Below are 16,277 nucleotides of genomic sequence, written 5' to 3' on the forward strand. Positions count from 1 at the left end.
CCCGGCCGGTCCGGTTTGACCCTCCGCGCGGCCGGGTAGTTCGCAGATCCCCGACAACGCGAAACGAGGGCCCGATGCCGAGCCGGATCACCTGCGAGGTGCACGACGAGTCGCCAGTGACCGTCGTACGCCTCCATGGCGACCTCGGCGTCGACACCATGCGCACGGTGCGGGGCGTGCTGGACGACTGCCTCGCCAGCCAGCCCGACGCCCTCGTGGTCGACCTCACCGACGTCACCGTCCGTGACCGGCTCGCCCTCTCGGTCTTCGCCGCCACCGCCCGTCGGGCGGCCGACTGGCCGGCGGTGCCCGTCGTGCTGTGCGCCCCGCCGCCCGAGGCGGCGACCTGGCTGGCCCAGTCGACCGCCTGCCGGGTGGTGCCCGTGCGGCGCGACTGCGACGAGGCGACCCGGGTGGCGAACGCGGCGGCGGCACCCCGGCTGCGCGCCCGGCTCGAGCCGGTGGCCGAGGCCTGCCGGCGGGCACGGGAGCTGGTCACCGACGCGTGCGCCCGCTGGAACCTGCCGGAGGCCGCCGGGCCGGCGTCGCTGGTGCTCAGCGAGCTGGTCGGCAACGTGGTCCGGCACGCCGGCACGCCGATGCAGGTGACGCTGACCCTGCGCCGGCCGTACCTGCACCTGGCCGTCGCGGACGGCAGCCGGGCCTCGGTCCGGGCCGGCGGCGCCGACCTGCGGGCCGAGGGCGGCCGGGGGCTGATGCTCGTGCGCGAGACGGCCCAGCGGTGGGGCAGCTCCCCGGCCGGCGACGGAAAGGTCGTCTGGGCCATACTGCCCGCGAATTGACAGAATTTACCACTCTCGCCTGAATAACCCCTGTCGCCTGGTTTCATGGCATGAGGGGCGGGTAGCCGCGCCGTCCTATCTGTCGTCTGGCGGGGTGAGAGTCACATGCCCAAGCGGGTAACCACGGAACCACGCGACCGGGGACCGGCGATCCTGGCACCGGCACGCTTCGGTGGCTACCCGGGGCCGCTGCGCAAGGCGCTGCCCGGCGGCAAACTGACCCGGTTCCTGGCCACCACCGACCACAAGCAGATCGGCCTGCTCTACCTGCTGACCTCGTTCGGCTTCTTCCTGGTCGCCGGGATCCAGGCGATGCTGATGCGCGCCGAGCTGGCCCGGCCCGGCATGCAGATCCTCTCCGCCGAGCAGTACAACCAGCTCTTCACCTCGCACGGCGCGGTCATGCTGCTGCTGTTCGCCACCCCCGCGGCGTTCGGGTTCGCCAACTACATCGTGCCGATCCAGATCGGCGCCCCCGACGTGTCGTTCCCCCGGCTCAACGCCCTCGCGTACTGGCTCTACCTGTTCGGCGGCCTGATGGTGCTCGGAGGCTTCCTCACCCCGGGCGGCTCCGCCGACTTCGGCTGGACCGCGTACTCGCCGCTGAGCAGCCAGGAGCACTCCCCCGGCGTCGGCGCCAACATGTGGGTGATCGGCCTGGTGATCTCGGGGCTGGGCACCATCCTCGGCGCCGTCAACCTGATCACCACGATCCTCACCCTGCGCGCGCCCGGCATGACCATGTTCCGGATGCCGATCTTCACCTGGAACATGCTCTTCACCAGCGTGCTGGTGATCCTGGTGTTCCCGCTGCTCGCCGCCGCGCTGATGGCGCTCGCGGCGGACCGGCTGCTCAACGCCCACGTGTACGACCCGGGAACCGCCGGCCCGATGCTCTACCAGCACCTGTTCTGGTTCTTCGGCCATCCCGAGGTCTACATCATCGCGATCCCGTTCTTCGGCATCATCACCGAGATCATCCCGGTCTTCTCCCGCAAGCCGATCTTCGGATACACCGGCCTCGTGCTGGCCACCATCGCGATCACCGTGCTGTCGATGACGGTGTGGGCCCACCACATGTTCGCCACCGGCCAGGTGCTGCTGCCGTTCTTCAGCATCCTGAGCTACCTGATCGCGGTGCCCACCGGGGTGAAGTTCTTCAACTGGATCGGCACCATGTGGAAGGGGCAGATCACCTTCGAGACGCCGATGCTCTTCGCGATCGGCTTCCTGGTCACCTTCCTCTTCGGCGGCCTCACCGGGGTGCTGCTGGCCAGCCCGCCGGCGGACTGGCACACCCACGACACGTACTTCGTCGTCGGGCACTTCCACTACGTGCTGTTCGGCACCGTGGTCTTCGCGCTCTTCGGCGGCTTCTACTTCTGGTGGCCGAAGATGACCGGGCGGCTGCTCGACGAGCGGCTCGGCAAGGCCCACTTCTGGACCATGTTCCTCGGCTTCCACGGCACCTTCCTCGTCCAGCACTGGCTGGGCAACGAGGGCATGCCCCGCCGGTACGCCGACTACCTGCCCAGCGACGGGTTCACCGCCCTGAACACGTTCTCCAGCATCTCCGCCTTCGTGCTCGGCGCGTCCACGCTCTTCTTCATCTGGAACGCCTGGAAGTCCTGGCGCTACGGGGCGATGGTGAACGTCGACGACCCGTGGGGCTTCGGCAACTCCCTGGAGTGGGCCACCACCTGCCCGCCGCCCTTGCGCAACTTCGACCGGATGCCGCGCATCCGCTCGGAGCGGCCCGCCTTCGACCTCAAGTACGGCCCGCTCGTCGCCGACCTCGGTCGGGACCTGCCCCAGCGCGCCACCAAGCCGCCGCAGGAACTCCGCGACGAGCTGCACCGCGAGAAGCACGTGCCCGAGGCGCCGGCCGCCGAGGGGGCGCACGGCGCGCGGGAGGCCGCCGCGTTCCAGCCCGCGGCGCAGTCCGGGGCCCGTCCCGTGGACGTACCCGAGCCGGACGACATCCGTCGGCCCAGCTTCGAGCAGACCGAGGAGCCGGAGGAGACCCGCCCCGGCGCCGACCGGGAGCAGCCGGCCAAGGAGCGCTGGCGGCATCCGCGCGGGCCCGGCGACACGCCCGAGCGCTGAGCGGGCGTACGCGAGAGAGAGGGCCGGCACCCCGGGGGTGCCGGCCCTCTGCGGTACGTGGTCAGCCCTCGCGGGCCGCCGCCAGGCCCGCCGCCGTGAGTGAGCGGCGCACGGCCGGCTGGACGCGGGTCAGCCGCAGCGGTACCCCGGTGCGGGCGGCGGCCTCGCGGCCCGCCATCAGCGCGGCGATCCCGCCGGCGTCGAAGCCACCGGCGCCCACCAGGTCGACCACCACCTCGGCGGGCTGCCCGGTCACCGCCTCCAGCATCGCCCGGCGCAGCTGGTCCGCGCCGTCCCGGTCGACCTCCCCGCCGACCTCCACGACCACCCGGTCGCCGTTGTGCCGCACCGAGATCCTGGTCTTCGCCGGCTCGGCCGACTCGGCGGTCCCGTTCTGCCATGGCGGCGGGGCGTCGGCCAGCATCGCCTGACGCAGCCAGGTCAGCGCCCGCGACAGCAGCCGGGAGACGTGCATCTGGGAGATGCCGAAGCGGGCGGCGATCTCCGCCTGGGTCTGGTTGCCGTAGAAGCGCATGGCCAGGATGCGCCGCTCCCGCCAGGGCAGCCGGTGCAGCAGCCCGCTGACCGTCACCCGGTCGTCGACGGACTCCAGCGCGTTGTCGGACTCGCCGACCAGGTCGCCGAACTCCGCCGAGCTCTCCCCGCCGACGGGGGCGTTCAGCGAGGCCGGGCTGTAGCCGGCGGCCGACTCCAGCGCGGCGAGGATCTCCTCCTGCGGGGTCTCCAGCCGTTCCGCCAGCTCGGCGACCGTCGGGGCCCGGGACAGCTCGCTGGTCAGCGCGGAGGTGGCCTGCCCGACCTCCAGGATCAGGTCGCGCAACCGGCGCGGCACGTGCACGCCCCAGGTGCGGTCGCGGAAGTGCCGCTTGATCTCGCCGACGATGGTGATGGCCGCGTACGCGGTGAAGGAGCCCCGCTCGGGGTCGTACCTGTCGACGGCGTTGACCAGGCCGAGCCGGGCGACCTGCTCCAGGTCCTCCAGCGGCTCGCCCCGCCCCCGGTAGCGGCGGGCCAGCCGGCCGGCGAACGGCAGGGCGAACCGGACGAGGTCGTCACGTGCCTCCTGGCGTCGTTCGGGCGGTAGGCCCTCGATCCGCGCCGCGTACGCCAGTGCGGCCGCGTCGAGGTCCTCCAGGCCCCGATCGGTCGGAGGTGGTGTGGTCGTGGTGGTCTGTCCGAACATCCGCGCCTCCCTCAGGAAGGTCCCCCGCCCGGATTCAGGAAACCGGTCGTGCGCGCGCGTGGTCGCACCACGCCCGGGCCGGAAAATGGGTCACATGACTGGGATGTCAGCGGGCGACGGCGCCACGCCGGACGGCGTGATCAGGCCGTCGCAGCCAGCGGTGTTCCCGCTCCGTAGGTACTCAATCACGGGACCCGGGGTTCGCGAGGATGTTTCGAAAGGGCCGACTCAACAGACGAGTAACCCCTGGTGGGAGCCGCCGTCGCGCAGCGCCGCGAGGGCCTCGGGGACCGTCATCGGCGGCGGCGTCGGCAGGTCGTACGGCTGCGCCCGCAGCACCTCCGTCGCCCGCCGGGTGGGCACCGAGGTGACCGGGTAGCCGCGCGCCGAGGTGCGGTCCAGCGCCCGCCGGCGGCGCCCGAAGCCGGCGACGGCCAGCCACTGGGGCAGCCCGGCCAGCGCCGGCGAGCGCAGGCCGGGCGGCTCGGGCAGCACGTCCACCGAGCTGAACGGCTCGCTCCCGGCGAGCCACCACTCCGCCGCCTCCACGCTGCGCCGGGTGGCGTTCTCGCACCAGTACGGCACCATCCCGGCCCGCACCACCTGCCACGGGTCGAGCAGCCGGCCGCACTCCACCACCAGCCGGTCGCCGGTCTTGCCGGCCGCGCGCAGCCAGCGCCGGTACAGGTCGGCGGTCGCGGCGCTGAGCGCCTCCGGTCGCGGCACGAGGACCCGGTGCAGCGGGTGCCCGTGCCCGCCGGTCCACTCCTGGACGCCGGCCTCGAAACCGGACTCCACGCCGTGTTCCGCCGGCTCGGGCGGCGAGGCGACCTCCGGCGGCTCCCAGTGCGCGCCGTCCCCGCCGGCCGAGCGGAGCACCTGGCGCAGGGCGTGGCTGTCCGGGTGGAAGTCGACCGGATCGAGGCCGCTGCCCGGGCAGCCGACCTGGAAGCTGTGCCCCGGGGCGGAGTCGAACACCGGCCAGGTGCGGGCGTCGCGCAGCAGCAGCACCGGGGCGCCGGGCTCCAGCCGGTCGGCCAGGAACCGCGCGTACGCGGCCGGCAGGGACCGCCACCGGGCCGCCAGCGACACCGTGGCGCCGGCCAACGCGCCCCGGCTCGCGGGGCAGTGCACCTGGCGGACGTGCAGGTCGGCGTTGCCGCCGAGGAGACGGGCGGTGAGGGCGGCACCGTGGTCCAGGGCGGCCTGCGGCCGGTCGACGGCGCCCTGCGCCCAGTGCACGGTCATCTCGAACCCGGCCGGCAGCCAGGGCACACCGAGCGCCATCGCCAGGTGCGCGGCCGCGCCGTGCGGGGACCCGACCAGGACACCCGGGTATTGGCGGCGCGGGTACTGCTCGGCGAACCAGCGGGCGACCCGACCCGCGTCGACCTCGGCGGTCTGGCCGGGGGTGAGCGCCACCCGGCCGGCCGCTCGGATCACCGCCGCCCGGCGCACCGGTTCGGGCGCGCCGACGAAGCGCGACAGCGGCCCCGGGTGTCCCGGGTGTCCGAGGTCGGCGCAGTCGGTGCCGCGCAGCGCCCGCGCGGTGGCGGCCACCAGGACCCGCGCGGCGCTGCCGGCGGCCACCACCCGGTCGCCCGCCAGCCCGGCACCGTCGGCCGTGAGCCCCTTGCGCACCTTGTGCCCCGGCTCCACCTTGCCTCGTTCGCTCACCACGCGGCCCGGCTTCCCGTCCCGATGGGGTTCAAACGGGGCATCCCCCACCGGGCGGGAGCAATCAGAAGATCCCGGGCGGGTGACCGCCGAACCGCCGAACCGGGTGACGCTGGCGGTCACGCACCGCGACGGCACGCCGGTGAGCAGGGGTTTCAGTGCCGGAGCAAGGGGCACTTCAGCGCCCATGCGTACCGACGACGACACACCCGCGGCGGCCACCATCACCCCCTACCAGGACGGGCCGCTGCTGGTCCGGGGCGACTTCGCCCTGGTCACCCCCGACGGGGAGACCATCGACGCGCGACGGGGCACGGTGGCCCTGTGCCGCTGCGGGAAGTCGGCGCTCAAGCCGTTCTGCGACGGCACCCACAAGGCCGTCAACTTCCGCGCCGCCCCCACCCGCGAAGCCCCCTGACCCCGCCTCACCCCGCCCTCCCCGCGCCCCCGCCCCCGGACGCGTCGACCGGCCGCGTCGATCATGCACTTCTGGTGGGCGGAAACTGGCGTTTCAGGGCTTTTGCGGGGCGCCACAACTGCATGATCGGCGGCCCGCACGGCGGGCGGGGCGCAACGGCCGGTGGGGCAGGCACAACGGCGGGCGGGGCGGGGGTGGGGTGGGGTAAGGCCGGTGGGTCAGGCTACGGCGGCGGGTCGGCCGTCGGGGCGCGGGCGGTCGCGCAGGTCGATGCGGATCGGGGCGGCGGTGGTGCGCAGGGAGGTGCGGCCGGCGGTCCAGGCGTCCAGCAGGTGCGCGGCGAAGAGCCGGTCCACCGCCAGCGCGGCGGCGGCGCCGAAGAGGACGTCCGGGGCGAGCGCCGGCTCCACCCGGACCAGCCCGCCGCACAGGTCGTACGCGGCGATCTGCTCGTGCACCGCGTCGGCCTCGACGTGCTCGTCGTAGAAGCGCGTGGCCGCCTCGCCCATGCCGAGGCGGCGCAGCCCGTTGCCGTACCGGCGGTTCGGCAGCGAGGAGGTCATCTCGTACGCGGCGAGGTGCCCCAGCAGCGCCCCGCGCAGCCGCCGGTGCAGCCCGAACAGCGACATGAGGTTGTTGGTGGCCAGGGTGACCGCCGGCACGGCGTCCAGGTGGGCGGCGTAGCCGGTGTCCAGCCCCAGCTCTGCCAGGGTGACCCGGAACAGCTCGGCGTGCATCCGGTCGAGACGCCCGTTGCCGTACTCGTCCATCTGGATCTCCACCAGGGCGGCTTTCGCCGGCCCGCCGAGGCGGGGCAGGGCCCAGCTGTGCGGGTCGGCCTCGCGCAGGTGGTAGATCGAGCGGTGCGTGACGAACTCCCGGAACTGGGCCAGCGACGCCCGGCGTTGCAGGTGTCCGGCGAGCGACGGCCCGTCGTCGGCGGCGACCACGTCGGCCAGGGCCGCCGGCACCCCGCCGGGCAGCGCCGCCGGCAGGGGTCCCACCAGCGCGCGCACCGCCGCCCCGAAGTGCCGTTCGGCGTACGCGCGCAGCGCGAGCAGGGACGGCTGCCACTCCCAGTCCTCGTCGACGCCCTGCCAGCCCCGGTAGTGCAGCTCGTAGCAGCAGAAGAGGGTGAGCTGGAGGTCCTCGTCGGTGAGGGCGTCGGCGGGGGCGAGCCCGGCGCCGAGCCCCGCCGGAAGGTCGTGCGGCGCCCGCCGCAGCGCGTCCAGCAGCGCCGCCGACACCGGCCCACGGGGCTGCGGCAGGGGAGCGGGGCCGTACCGGCGGTCCGGGGACTCTGACAAGGTGACCTCCAGCGTCGTACTGCCCGTCCTCAGTGCCCCTCGACCGGAGCGTTAAACGAGGTCGTCGACCTCCACGGCCACCCCGGCGGCGAGCATCCGGTCGCGTACCCGCCGGGCGGCGTCGCCCTCGGCGAACACCTCGCGCAGGTCCGCGAACGCGGGCTCGGGCGGCGCCAGCCGCACCGCCGGGTCGACCACCGCCTCCAGTACGCAGGGCCGGTCGGCCGCCAGCGCCTCGTCCCAGGCCGCCCCCACCAGCTCGGGCCGGTCGACCCGCACCCCGTGCAGGCCGAGCAGGCGCGCCCAGCCGGCGTACGGCACGTCGGGCCGGCGGCGCGTCGGATCGGTCGGCGTACGACCGCCGCCCATGCCGGACAGGTCCCGGTTGTTGAGCACCAGCACCACCAGGCGGGGATCGCGCCACTCCTGCCAGTGGTGTGCCACGGTGATCAGCTCGGCAAGCCCGTTGAGCTGCATCGCGCCGTCGCCGAGCAGGGCGACCACCGGCTGGTCCGGGGCGGCGAGCTTGGCCGCCACGGCGTACGGCAGGGCGCAGCCCATCGTGCCGAGCGTGCCGCAGAGCTGCGCGTTGACGCCCGGCGGCAGCTCCAGGTGCCGGGCGTACCAGTACAAGACCGATCCGACGTCCACCGCCACCGCCCCACGCGGCGGGACCCGGGTGGAGAGTTCGTGCAGCACGAGCTGCGGGTTCACCGGCTCGGCGGGGGCGGCGGCCCGGTCGGCCCGCTCGGCCCGCCACCGGTCGACCGAGCCCTCGACGGTCTCCCGCCACCGGGCGTTCGGCCGGTCGGGCACCCGGGCCAGCAACGCCCGCAGCGTCTCCTGGGCGTCGCCCACGAGCGGCACGTCCACCGGGTAGCGGGTGCCGATCCGGCGGCCGTCGATGTCGATCTGCACCGTGCGGGCCTGCCCCGGCATCGGGAAGTAGTCCGTCCACGGATCGTTCGTGCCGACGAGCAGCAGCGTGTCGCAGCCGCCCATCAGCTCGGCGGCGGCCGGGGTGCCGACCTCGCCGAGCACGCCGGCGTGGAAGGGCAGCCGTTCGTCGAGCACCGGCTTGCCCAGCAGCGAGGCCGCCACCCCGGCGCCGAGCCGGTCGGCGAGGGCGACGATCTCTCCGGCCGCGCCCCGGCCGCCCTGCCCGACCAGGATCGCGCTGCGCTGGCCGTTGGCGAGCAGTTGGGCGGCCGCGTCCAGGTCGGCGTCGTGCGGCAGGACCCGGGCCAGCGGCTCCCCCGGCGTCGCCGAGAGCACCCCGGCCGCGTGGGACTGCAGGTCGGGCACGGTGGCCTCCTGCAACTGCCGCGGCAGCACCACGCAGACCGGGCTGCGGGTGGCGGCGGCGGTGCGGAACGCCTGGTCGAGCAGGGCCGGCACCCCGTCGGGGACCCGGCCGTAGCGGACGAACTGGTTGCACACGTCGGCGAACAGCCGGCTCAGCCCGATCTCCTGGTGGGCCCCGCCGAGCGGGCCGGAGACGTCCTCGCCGACGATCGCCACCACCGGCTTGCTGTCCAGCTTGGCGTCGTAGAGGCCGTTGAGCAGTTGCACGGCGCTGGGCCCCTGGGTGGCCAGGCAGACCCCGATCCCGCCGGTGAACTTGGCGTGCCCGGTGGCCATGTAGGAGGCGGTCTCCTCGTGCCGGGCCGGCACGAACGCCGGGTCCCCGCCCGAGGCGTCCAACGCCTCGACCACCGGGGCGATGGCCTCCCCGGGGTAGCCGAAGACCCGCGGCACCCGCCAGGCCCGCAGTCGCTCGACCACCAGGTCGGCCACCGTACGCTCAGCCATCGCCACGCCCCGGCGTGCCGGTGTCGACGTAGCGCAGCACCGCGCCGACGCCGTCGGTCAGCTCCGGCGCCTCGTCCGGGCCCAGCACGGTGAGCTCGGCGTCGGTGCCGACCAGCGCGCGCACGAGGGCGGCGTCGGCGCGGACCTTCTCCGGGTCGCGTACGGACATGGCGGCGAGCTGCCCCGGGTCGGTCGCGATCTCGGTCGGGTCCGGCCCGATCCAGAGTTCCCCGGTGGCGGACGGGTCGTCGACGATGAGCATCGTCTCGACCTGGTTGCGTTGCAGGGCGGACACCACGGCATCCAGCCCGGCGCCGACGTCCTCCTGCATGCCGAACCGGTCCAGCACGGCGGTGATCCGCTGGTCGGCCACCTCGGCGATGGTCTGCACGGTGAGGTCGTCGAGCAGGCTCTGGTCGGCGCCGCCGCCCCGGGACCCGGCGTCGGTGCGCACCATCAGGTCCTGCCAGCGTTCGGGCATCTGGGCGGCGATCACGCCGGTGGCGCGCACGTCGCCGGCGACCACCACCACCTCCGCGCCGACCTTCTCGGCCAGCTCCACCGTGGCGGCGGTGACGTCGCCCGCGTTGTGGTGCCAGGCCTCCATGGCGGCCCGCTGGTGGTGCGACTGCGACCAGCCGCCGGGCTGCACCCGGCGCAGCTGGAAGTCCTCCCGGCCGCTCACGTGGGCCCGGCGCGGCACGCCGCCGGCGCTGATGGCCATGGCGTCGGCGCCGGTCCGGTCGGCCAGCACCCGCACCCAGGCCACCTGCTCGCCGCGTTGCGCCAGCATGGGCATCACGTGCGGCAACGAGGTGTACGCGGCGAGGTCCCGCAGCGGCGGCGCGGAGAGGTACTCCGACAGCACCACCCGGCCCCGGGCGCCGAAGACCGCCAGCCCGTAGGCGCCGGGCATCGGATCGTGGCCCCGCACGACCCGTTCGACGGCGTCGACGGTGTCCACGTCGGCGCGTTGCTGCTGAAGTTGGTCACGCAGGCCCCGCCAGCGCAGATCGAGCGCCGCGTGGGCGTCCTCGACGTTGGCGGAGGCGTCCAGGTACACCGAGACCCACGGTCCCGGCCGGTCGTAGAGCGGGCGCAGGAAGGACAGCTGCATGCTCGACCCCTTTCCAGCTCGGCCCCCCGCTTACCCGTGCCGCTGCGGTTGTCACCTGGCCGCCGCGAGCGCGTGACCGCATTTCATTCATGTCGTTCAACCCGGACGACCGATACCATGAGTGAACGCAACCGGACTCTGGGTGGTGGAAATGGACAGCGACCTGCACATCCGGCGGATCGTCCATCCGACCGGCCGGATCGTCACGGGGCGGATCGTCCGGCTGATGGACGGCTACCCGCGCGAGGTGCGCATCGGCCAGCCGGTGCTGGTCGCGGTGCTCGCGGCGGCCGGGATCGCCGGCCTGCTGATGGCGCTGGCCCGCTCCCTGTTCTCCGCCGGCTCCGGCGCCGCCCGACGACGCTTCAAGGACCTGAAGAAGGGCCCGGAATACCTGGTGACCCCGGTGCGGCTGCGCGACGCCGCCGGGCGGCTCTGCGAGGTCGAGCTGCACGGGCACCTGCCGCAGAGCGCCCTGCACCCGGCCGACCACGTGCAGCTCACGTTGCGCCCGCAGGGTGACCCGGACCTGCCGCCGAAGATCGAGCGGATCGTCAACCTGACGACGGGCCAGTTGCTCACCCCGCGTACCGCCACCCTGTGGTCGCACCTCGGGCCGCCGCTGCTGCTCCAGGCGGTGCTGGGCGCGCTGCTGGTCGCGGCCGTGCTGGCCTGGTCCGCGCTGACCTGACGGCCGGCGCGGTTTCCGGCGGCGGGCCCGCGGGCACCGTGGCGGACATGTTCGAGGGATTCACGCTGGAGCGGATCGACGTCGGCGAGGTCCAACTGCGGGTACGCCACGGCGGCTCGGGGCCACCCGTGGTGCTGCTGCACGGCCACCCGCGCACCCACGCGACCTGGCACCGGGTCGCGCCGCTGCTCGCCCGCGAGCACACCGTCATCTGCCCGGACCTGCGCGGTTACGGCGGCTCGTCGAAGCCGCCGAGCGACCCGGGGCACACCACGTACGCCAAGCGGGCGATGGCCCGCGACGTGGTCGGCCTGCTCGACGCGCTCGGCCACGACCGCGCGGCGGTGATCGGGCACGACCGGGGCTGCTACGTGGCGATGCGCACGGCGCTGGACCACCCGGAGCGGGTCAGCCGGCTGGGCGTGCTCGACGGGGTGCCGATCGGCGAGGCCCTGGCGCGCGCCGACGCCCGGTTCGCGGCCCGCTGGTGGCACTGGTTCTTCCTCGGCCAGTCGGACAAGCCGGCGGAGCGGGTGATCACCGCCGACCCGGACGCCTGGTACGGCGGGTCGCCGGCGGCCATGGGCGAGGAGGCGTACGCCGACTACCGCCGGGCCATCCACGACCCGGCGACGGTGCACGCCATGTGCGAGGACTACCGGGCCGGGCTCGGCCCGGACCGGGCGGCCGACGACGCCGACCGGGCCGCCGGGCGGCGGATCGCCTGCCCGGTGCTGTTCTGCTTCTCGGAGCGGGACGACATGGTCGACCTGTACGGCGACCCGGCGGCGATCTGGCGGGACTGGGCCGACGACGTGCGGGTGGCCGCGATCGACTCGGGCCACCACATGGCCGAGGAGGCCCCGGAGCAGCTCGCCGCCGCGCTGGCCGACTTCCTCGCCGGCTGACCGCTCGGCTGCCGACCGGTCGCCTCTCGGCGGAGGCGGCGGGTCAGCCGACGGGGGTCAGCGGCCGGTCCGGCTCGCCCGCGGTGCGCAGCATCCCGCGCCGGGCGGCCCAGCGCTCGAAGATCAGGGTGGCGAACGGCGGCACCGCGCAGGCCAGCGCCACGAGGGTGGGCCAGGGCCGCCACCGGTGCAGCCGGGCCATCGCGAGGACCAGCAGGCCGTACGCGACGAAGAGCGCGCCGTGGATCGGGCCGAAGATCTGCACGCCGATCTCGTTGCCCGGGGGGCCGTACTTGACGGCCATGCCGATCAACAGGGCCAGCCAGGAGCAGGCCTCGGCGATCGCCGCCGCCACGAAGAGCCTGGTGATCTTCTCGCGCATCGTCACTCCCCCACCGGTTGCCGCACATGCTAACCACCCCGCCGGCCGCGCCGACGGCACGCCGGGCGGAGGCGACAGGGATCACGCGGGCCCGAGCTGGGTACGTACAGGAAGCTTCGGGTCTTCCCCGGCCCGCCCTGGGCGTGCGAGGTTAGGGGAACCAACGGTGACAGGGCGGTGACCATGGGCGAGGACGTCGGCGTGCGGACCTTCAGTCGCGAGGACCGGGCCCGCTATCGCGAGAAGGTACGGCGGTGCCTGGACGTCTTCGCCGAGATGCTCCGGGAGTCCCGGTTCGACGTCGAACGGCCGATGACCGGGCTGGAGATCGAGCTGAACCTGGTCGACGACGACTCGATGCCGACCATGCGCAACGCCGACGTGCTGGCCGCCATCGCCGACCCGGACTTCCAGACGGAGCTGGGCCAGTTCAACGTCGAGATCAACGTGGCGCCGCGCCGGCTGGCCGGCACCGGCACCCGCGAGTTCGAGGAGAGCGTGCGGGCCAGCCTCAACGCCGCCGAGACCAAGGCGCGGGAGGTGGGCGCGCACATGGTGATGATCGGCGTCCTGCCGACGTTGCGGCCGGAGCACCTGACCGCCGAGACGCTGTCGGCCAACCCGCGCTACGCGCTGCTCAACGAGCAGATCTTCGCCGCCCGCGGCGAGGACCTGCGGATCGCGATCAACGGCGTGGAACGGCTTGCGGTCACCGCCGACACCATCACCCCGGAGGCGGCCTGCACGAGCACCCAGTTCCACCTCCAGGTCAGCCCGGCCCAGTTCGCCGACTACTGGAACGCCGCGCAGGTGGTCGCCGGCATCCAGGTGGCCCTCGGGGCGAACTCGCCGCTGCTCTTCGGTCGGGAGCTGTGGCGGGAGACCCGCATCCCGCTGTTTCAGCAGGCCACCGACACCCGGCCGGAGGAGATCAAGGCCCAGGGCGTGCGCCCCCGGGTGTGGTTCGGCGAGCGCTGGATCACCACGGTGTTCGACCTGTTCGAGGAGAACGTGCGCTACTTCCCGGCGCTGCTGCCCGTCTGCGACGCGGAGGACCCGGCCGAGGCCCTGGCCCGGGGGGACGTGCCGAGGCTCGCCGAGCTGCGGCTGCACAACGGCACCGTCTACCGCTGGAACCGCCCGGTGTACGACGTGCTGAAGGGCCGCCCGCACCTGCGGGTGGAGAACCGGGTACTGCCGGCCGGGCCGACGGTGCTCGACACCGTGGCCAACGGCGCCTTCTACTTCGGCCTCGTCCGGGCGCTCGCCGAGGCCGACCGGCCGCTGTGGTCGCAGATGTCGTTCAGCGCGGCCGAGGAGAACTTCAACGCCTGCGCCCGCTACGGCATCGACGCCCAGGTCTTCTGGCCCGGCCTCGGCTATCTCCCGGTCACCGAGCTGGTGCTGCGCCGGCTGCTGCCGCTGGCCCACCACGGGCTGGACCGGTGGGGCCTCGACCCGGCCGAGCGGGACCGGCTGCTCGGCGTCATCGAGCAACGGTGCCTGACCGGCCGCAACGGGGCGAGCTGGCAGGTGGAGACCCTGCACCGCCTGGAGTCCGCCGACCATCTCGACCGGCCGGAGGCGCTGCGGGAGGTGGTGCGGCACTACGTGACGCTGATGCACACCAACCGGCCGGTCCACGAGTGGCCCATCCCCTGACCGGGCCGCCACGAGCCGCCGTCCACCGGTCGGCTCCGCCCGCCGTCCGGCCCGACCGGCACGTCAGGCCCGGCCGGCACGTCAGGCCGGGCTCCGGTCCTCGCTGAGGTACGCCCCCGACAGGTCCGAGCGCACCGTCCAGCCGAGCGCGCGGTACAGGGCGCGTCCCTCGTCGGTGGCGACGAGGATCCCGGTGCGCATCCCGAGCCTCGCCGCGTGGTCGCAGAGCGCCCGCATGACGACGCTGCCCAGCCCGCGTCGCCGATGGGCGGGCTCCGTCTCGACCTGGTCGACGATGCCGAACTCCCCGGCGCCGGCCAGCCGCCCGACGGCTGCCCTGTGCCCGTACGCGTCGAGGACCGTCGCGACGACGACCCCGCCCTCGGCGACGACCCGCGCCTCGTACGGTGCGGGCGGCTCGACCGCGCCCGGGGTCAGCGGCGCGCTCATGAGGTGTCCGGCGCTGTCCAGCGTCCAGACGTCGGGCAGGGCGGCGCGGAGGGCGGCGCGCTCCCCGCTGATCTTGATCCAGGTGCCCGGCTCCGTCAGCTCCCGGCCGAGCCGCCCGAGCGAGTCGGCGTCGTAGGTGTGCAGCACGTGGCGTACGCGGTGCCCCGGCCGGCCCACGTCGATCCGGAAGCCGCCGGGGACCGCGACGGGGGCGGGCGTGTCCCTGGCGACCGCCCAGCCGCGCCCCCAGGCCAGCACCAGCTCGGACACGGTGTGCGGCGGATCGTCCACGGCGGTCCGGGCGGGCGCGTCGGGCATGGGTGGTCCTCTCGCGGCAGTCGTCGTTCGCCCGCCAACTTATTGCAAAGTGTTGGCAACAAGGGTCGCACGGTCGCCTTCCCGATCACCCGACCGACGACAGGCCCGACGGGCGGACGACACCCACGCCCTTCGCGGCGCCACCCCCCGACGGTCTCCAAGGCGCTTCATCCACGCGTTCCCGGCCGAGGCGGGCAGCCGGCCCGTTCCGGAGTTGACCGGCACCCGGAGCGGGCGAAACGGCCCGGCAGATTGCGCACGATGGAAGAACCGGGCCGGCGGCGGCCATCCCATGATGAAACGCGGACATCGACCCGCGTTCCCCTCCCACCGGCCCCTCCCCCACCCCGAGGAGCGCATGTGACGCAGACCCAGCGGTCCCCCCGGCGACCCGACGCGCCCGTCCGACTCAGCCCCGACACCACGCGAAGCGGGACGTCCGCGTTCGTCAACGGGCACTTTCCCCGGCGGCGAGGGCTGATCATCCTCCTCAGCGTCCTCGGCGGGTTCCTGCTGACCGTCATCTGGTCGGCGGAGTTCGTGGACCGGACCATCGGCGACAACGTCGCCAACACACTGCTCGGCCACGACGCCAAGGAGACGCCCATCCAGGGCATCGCGGCGGGCATCCTGTTCGCCTTCGTCTCCGGCATCGCGGGCACGTTCACCGCCTGCAACATCGCCGCGTTCGGCGCCCTGGCCCCGCTGACCGGCACCACGGGCAGCAGGTTCAGCCGGATCGTCGCACCGCTGAAGCCGCTGGGCTGGATGTCGGTGGGCATGGTCGCGGTGTCGGCCGCCTACGGCGCGGTCGTCGGCCTCGTCGGCACATCGATGCCGCAGTTCTCCACCGCGCCCAACGCGCCCGGCGGGCTGTCGCCGAGGAGCATCCAGTCCATGGTCGTCTTCGGCGCGATCGGGCTCATCATGATCTATCTCGGTCTGGCCGCGCTGGGCGTCGTGCCGGACCCGTTCGCCCGGATCGCCCGCCGGTTTCCCAACGCCCCGATGGTGTTCATGGGCGCGCTGATCGCCGGCTTCCTGATCGGCCGGCCCTTCGCGCTGTTCCGGCAGATGTTCCGCGATGCCGCCGAGAGCGGCAACCCGCTCTACGGCGCGGCGGCGTTCACGCTCCAGTCCCTGGGCAACATCGTCATCATGGCGGTGCTGTTCCTGCTGCTGGCCTGGCTCGCCGGTTCCCGCCTGCAACGCTGGTTCAGCGCCCGGCCGAGCCGCCTGGCGGTCCTGACCGCGGTCGCGTTCATCGTCGCCGGCGCCTTCACGTTCCTCTACTGGGACGTACGGCTGCTCGCCCGCCGCGAGATCATCCCCTGGTACCCGACCGCCCCCTGGGCCTGACCCGCCGACGACGAGGCCCGGGGACGGCCGGTTTCCGCCGCCCCGGGCCTCGTCGTCGGCGCT

At 74.0% G+C, this 16,277-nt stretch carries 14 protein-coding genes; 7 read left to right on the forward strand and 7 right to left on the reverse strand.

What is annotated here, in order from left to right:
- Positions 1-74 precede the first annotated feature (74 nt).
- Complete coding sequence (locus tag EV374_RS21100) at positions 75-803, forward strand: ATP-binding protein (protein ID WP_132237966.1); 729 nt, start codon at positions 75-77, stop codon at positions 801-803.
- A gap of 105 nt (positions 804-908) precedes the next feature.
- Complete coding sequence (ctaD, locus tag EV374_RS21105; protein ID WP_132237968.1) at positions 909-2,909, forward strand: aa3-type cytochrome oxidase subunit I; 2,001 nt, start codon at positions 909-911, stop codon at positions 2,907-2,909.
- Positions 2,910-2,970: 61 nt separating this feature from the next.
- Here ctaD and EV374_RS21110 read toward each other — a convergent pair whose 3' ends face one another.
- Both EV374_RS21110 and EV374_RS21115 read right to left on the reverse strand, forming a co-directional pair.
- Positions 2,971-4,113, reverse strand: coding sequence for a SigB/SigF/SigG family RNA polymerase sigma factor (locus EV374_RS21110; RefSeq protein ID WP_132237970.1), 1,143 nt, complete (start codon positions 4,111-4,113; stop codon positions 2,971-2,973).
- 228 nt (positions 4,114-4,341) lie between these two features.
- A complete protein-coding gene (locus EV374_RS21115; protein WP_132238118.1) occupies positions 4,342-5,754 on the reverse strand; it encodes a hypothetical protein in 1,413 nt (470 codons plus the stop codon).
- A gap of 223 nt (positions 5,755-5,977) precedes the next feature.
- On the opposite strand from EV374_RS21115, the gene EV374_RS21120 reads away from it, so the two are divergent.
- Positions 5,978-6,208 (forward strand): CDGSH iron-sulfur domain-containing protein, encoded by a 231-nt coding sequence (locus EV374_RS21120; RefSeq protein WP_132237972.1) that lies wholly within the window; start codon positions 5,978-5,980, stop codon positions 6,206-6,208.
- A 218-nt stretch (positions 6,209-6,426) separates the two neighbouring features.
- Here the strand turns inward: EV374_RS21120 and EV374_RS21125 are convergent, their stop codons facing one another.
- The 3 genes from EV374_RS21125 to EV374_RS21135 are packed head-to-tail and all read right to left on the reverse strand — an operon-like array spanning position 6,427 to position 10,444.
- A complete protein-coding gene (locus EV374_RS21125) occupies positions 6,427-7,515 on the reverse strand; it encodes an iron-containing redox enzyme family protein (protein WP_132237974.1) in 1,089 nt (362 codons plus the stop codon).
- Positions 7,516-7,566: 51 nt separating this feature from the next.
- A complete protein-coding gene (locus EV374_RS21130) occupies positions 7,567-9,327 on the reverse strand; it encodes a thiamine pyrophosphate-binding protein (RefSeq protein WP_132237976.1) in 1,761 nt (586 codons plus the stop codon).
- Complete coding sequence (locus EV374_RS21135; RefSeq protein WP_132237978.1) at positions 9,320-10,444, reverse strand: baeRF2 domain-containing protein; 1,125 nt, start codon at positions 10,442-10,444, stop codon at positions 9,320-9,322. Before EV374_RS21135 ends, EV374_RS21130 begins: the two co-directional genes overlap by 8 nt.
- Positions 10,445-10,586: 142 nt before the next feature.
- Between EV374_RS21135 and EV374_RS21140 the strand changes: the two genes are divergently transcribed.
- Together EV374_RS21140 and EV374_RS21145 are read left to right on the forward strand one after the other, a co-directional pair.
- Positions 10,587-11,135 carry a hypothetical protein gene (locus EV374_RS21140; protein WP_132238120.1) on the forward strand — a complete coding sequence of 183 codons (549 nt, stop codon included), beginning with the start codon at positions 10,587-10,589 and terminating at the stop codon, positions 11,133-11,135.
- A gap of 47 nt (positions 11,136-11,182) precedes the next feature.
- Positions 11,183-12,043, forward strand: a complete 861-nt coding sequence (locus tag EV374_RS21145) for an alpha/beta fold hydrolase (RefSeq protein ID WP_132237980.1) — start codon at positions 11,183-11,185, stop codon at positions 12,041-12,043.
- A gap of 43 nt (positions 12,044-12,086) precedes the next feature.
- Here the strand turns inward: EV374_RS21145 and EV374_RS21150 are convergent, their stop codons facing one another.
- A complete protein-coding gene (locus EV374_RS21150; protein ID WP_132237982.1) occupies positions 12,087-12,425 on the reverse strand; it encodes a DUF3817 domain-containing protein in 339 nt (112 codons plus the stop codon).
- Between the two features lie 183 nt (positions 12,426-12,608).
- Here EV374_RS21150 and EV374_RS21155 point away from each other — a divergent pair, with 183 nt between their 5' ends.
- Positions 12,609-14,087, forward strand: a complete 1,479-nt coding sequence (locus EV374_RS21155) for a glutamate-cysteine ligase family protein (protein WP_132238122.1) — start codon at positions 12,609-12,611, stop codon at positions 14,085-14,087.
- An 81-nt stretch (positions 14,088-14,168) separates the two neighbouring features.
- On the opposite strand, the gene EV374_RS21160 is transcribed toward EV374_RS21155, so the two are convergent.
- Positions 14,169-14,855 carry a GNAT family N-acetyltransferase gene (locus EV374_RS21160; protein WP_132237984.1) on the reverse strand — a complete coding sequence of 229 codons (687 nt, stop codon included), beginning with the start codon at positions 14,853-14,855 and terminating at the stop codon, positions 14,169-14,171.
- A 360-nt stretch (positions 14,856-15,215) separates the two neighbouring features.
- Here EV374_RS21160 and EV374_RS21165 point away from each other — a divergent pair, with 360 nt between their 5' ends.
- Positions 15,216-16,214, forward strand: coding sequence for a hypothetical protein (locus EV374_RS21165; RefSeq protein ID WP_486485880.1), 999 nt, complete (start codon positions 15,216-15,218; stop codon positions 16,212-16,214).
- Positions 16,215-16,277: the final 63 nt, after the last annotated feature.

The sequence above is a fragment of the Micromonospora sp. CNZ303 genome, from assembly GCF_004345505.1.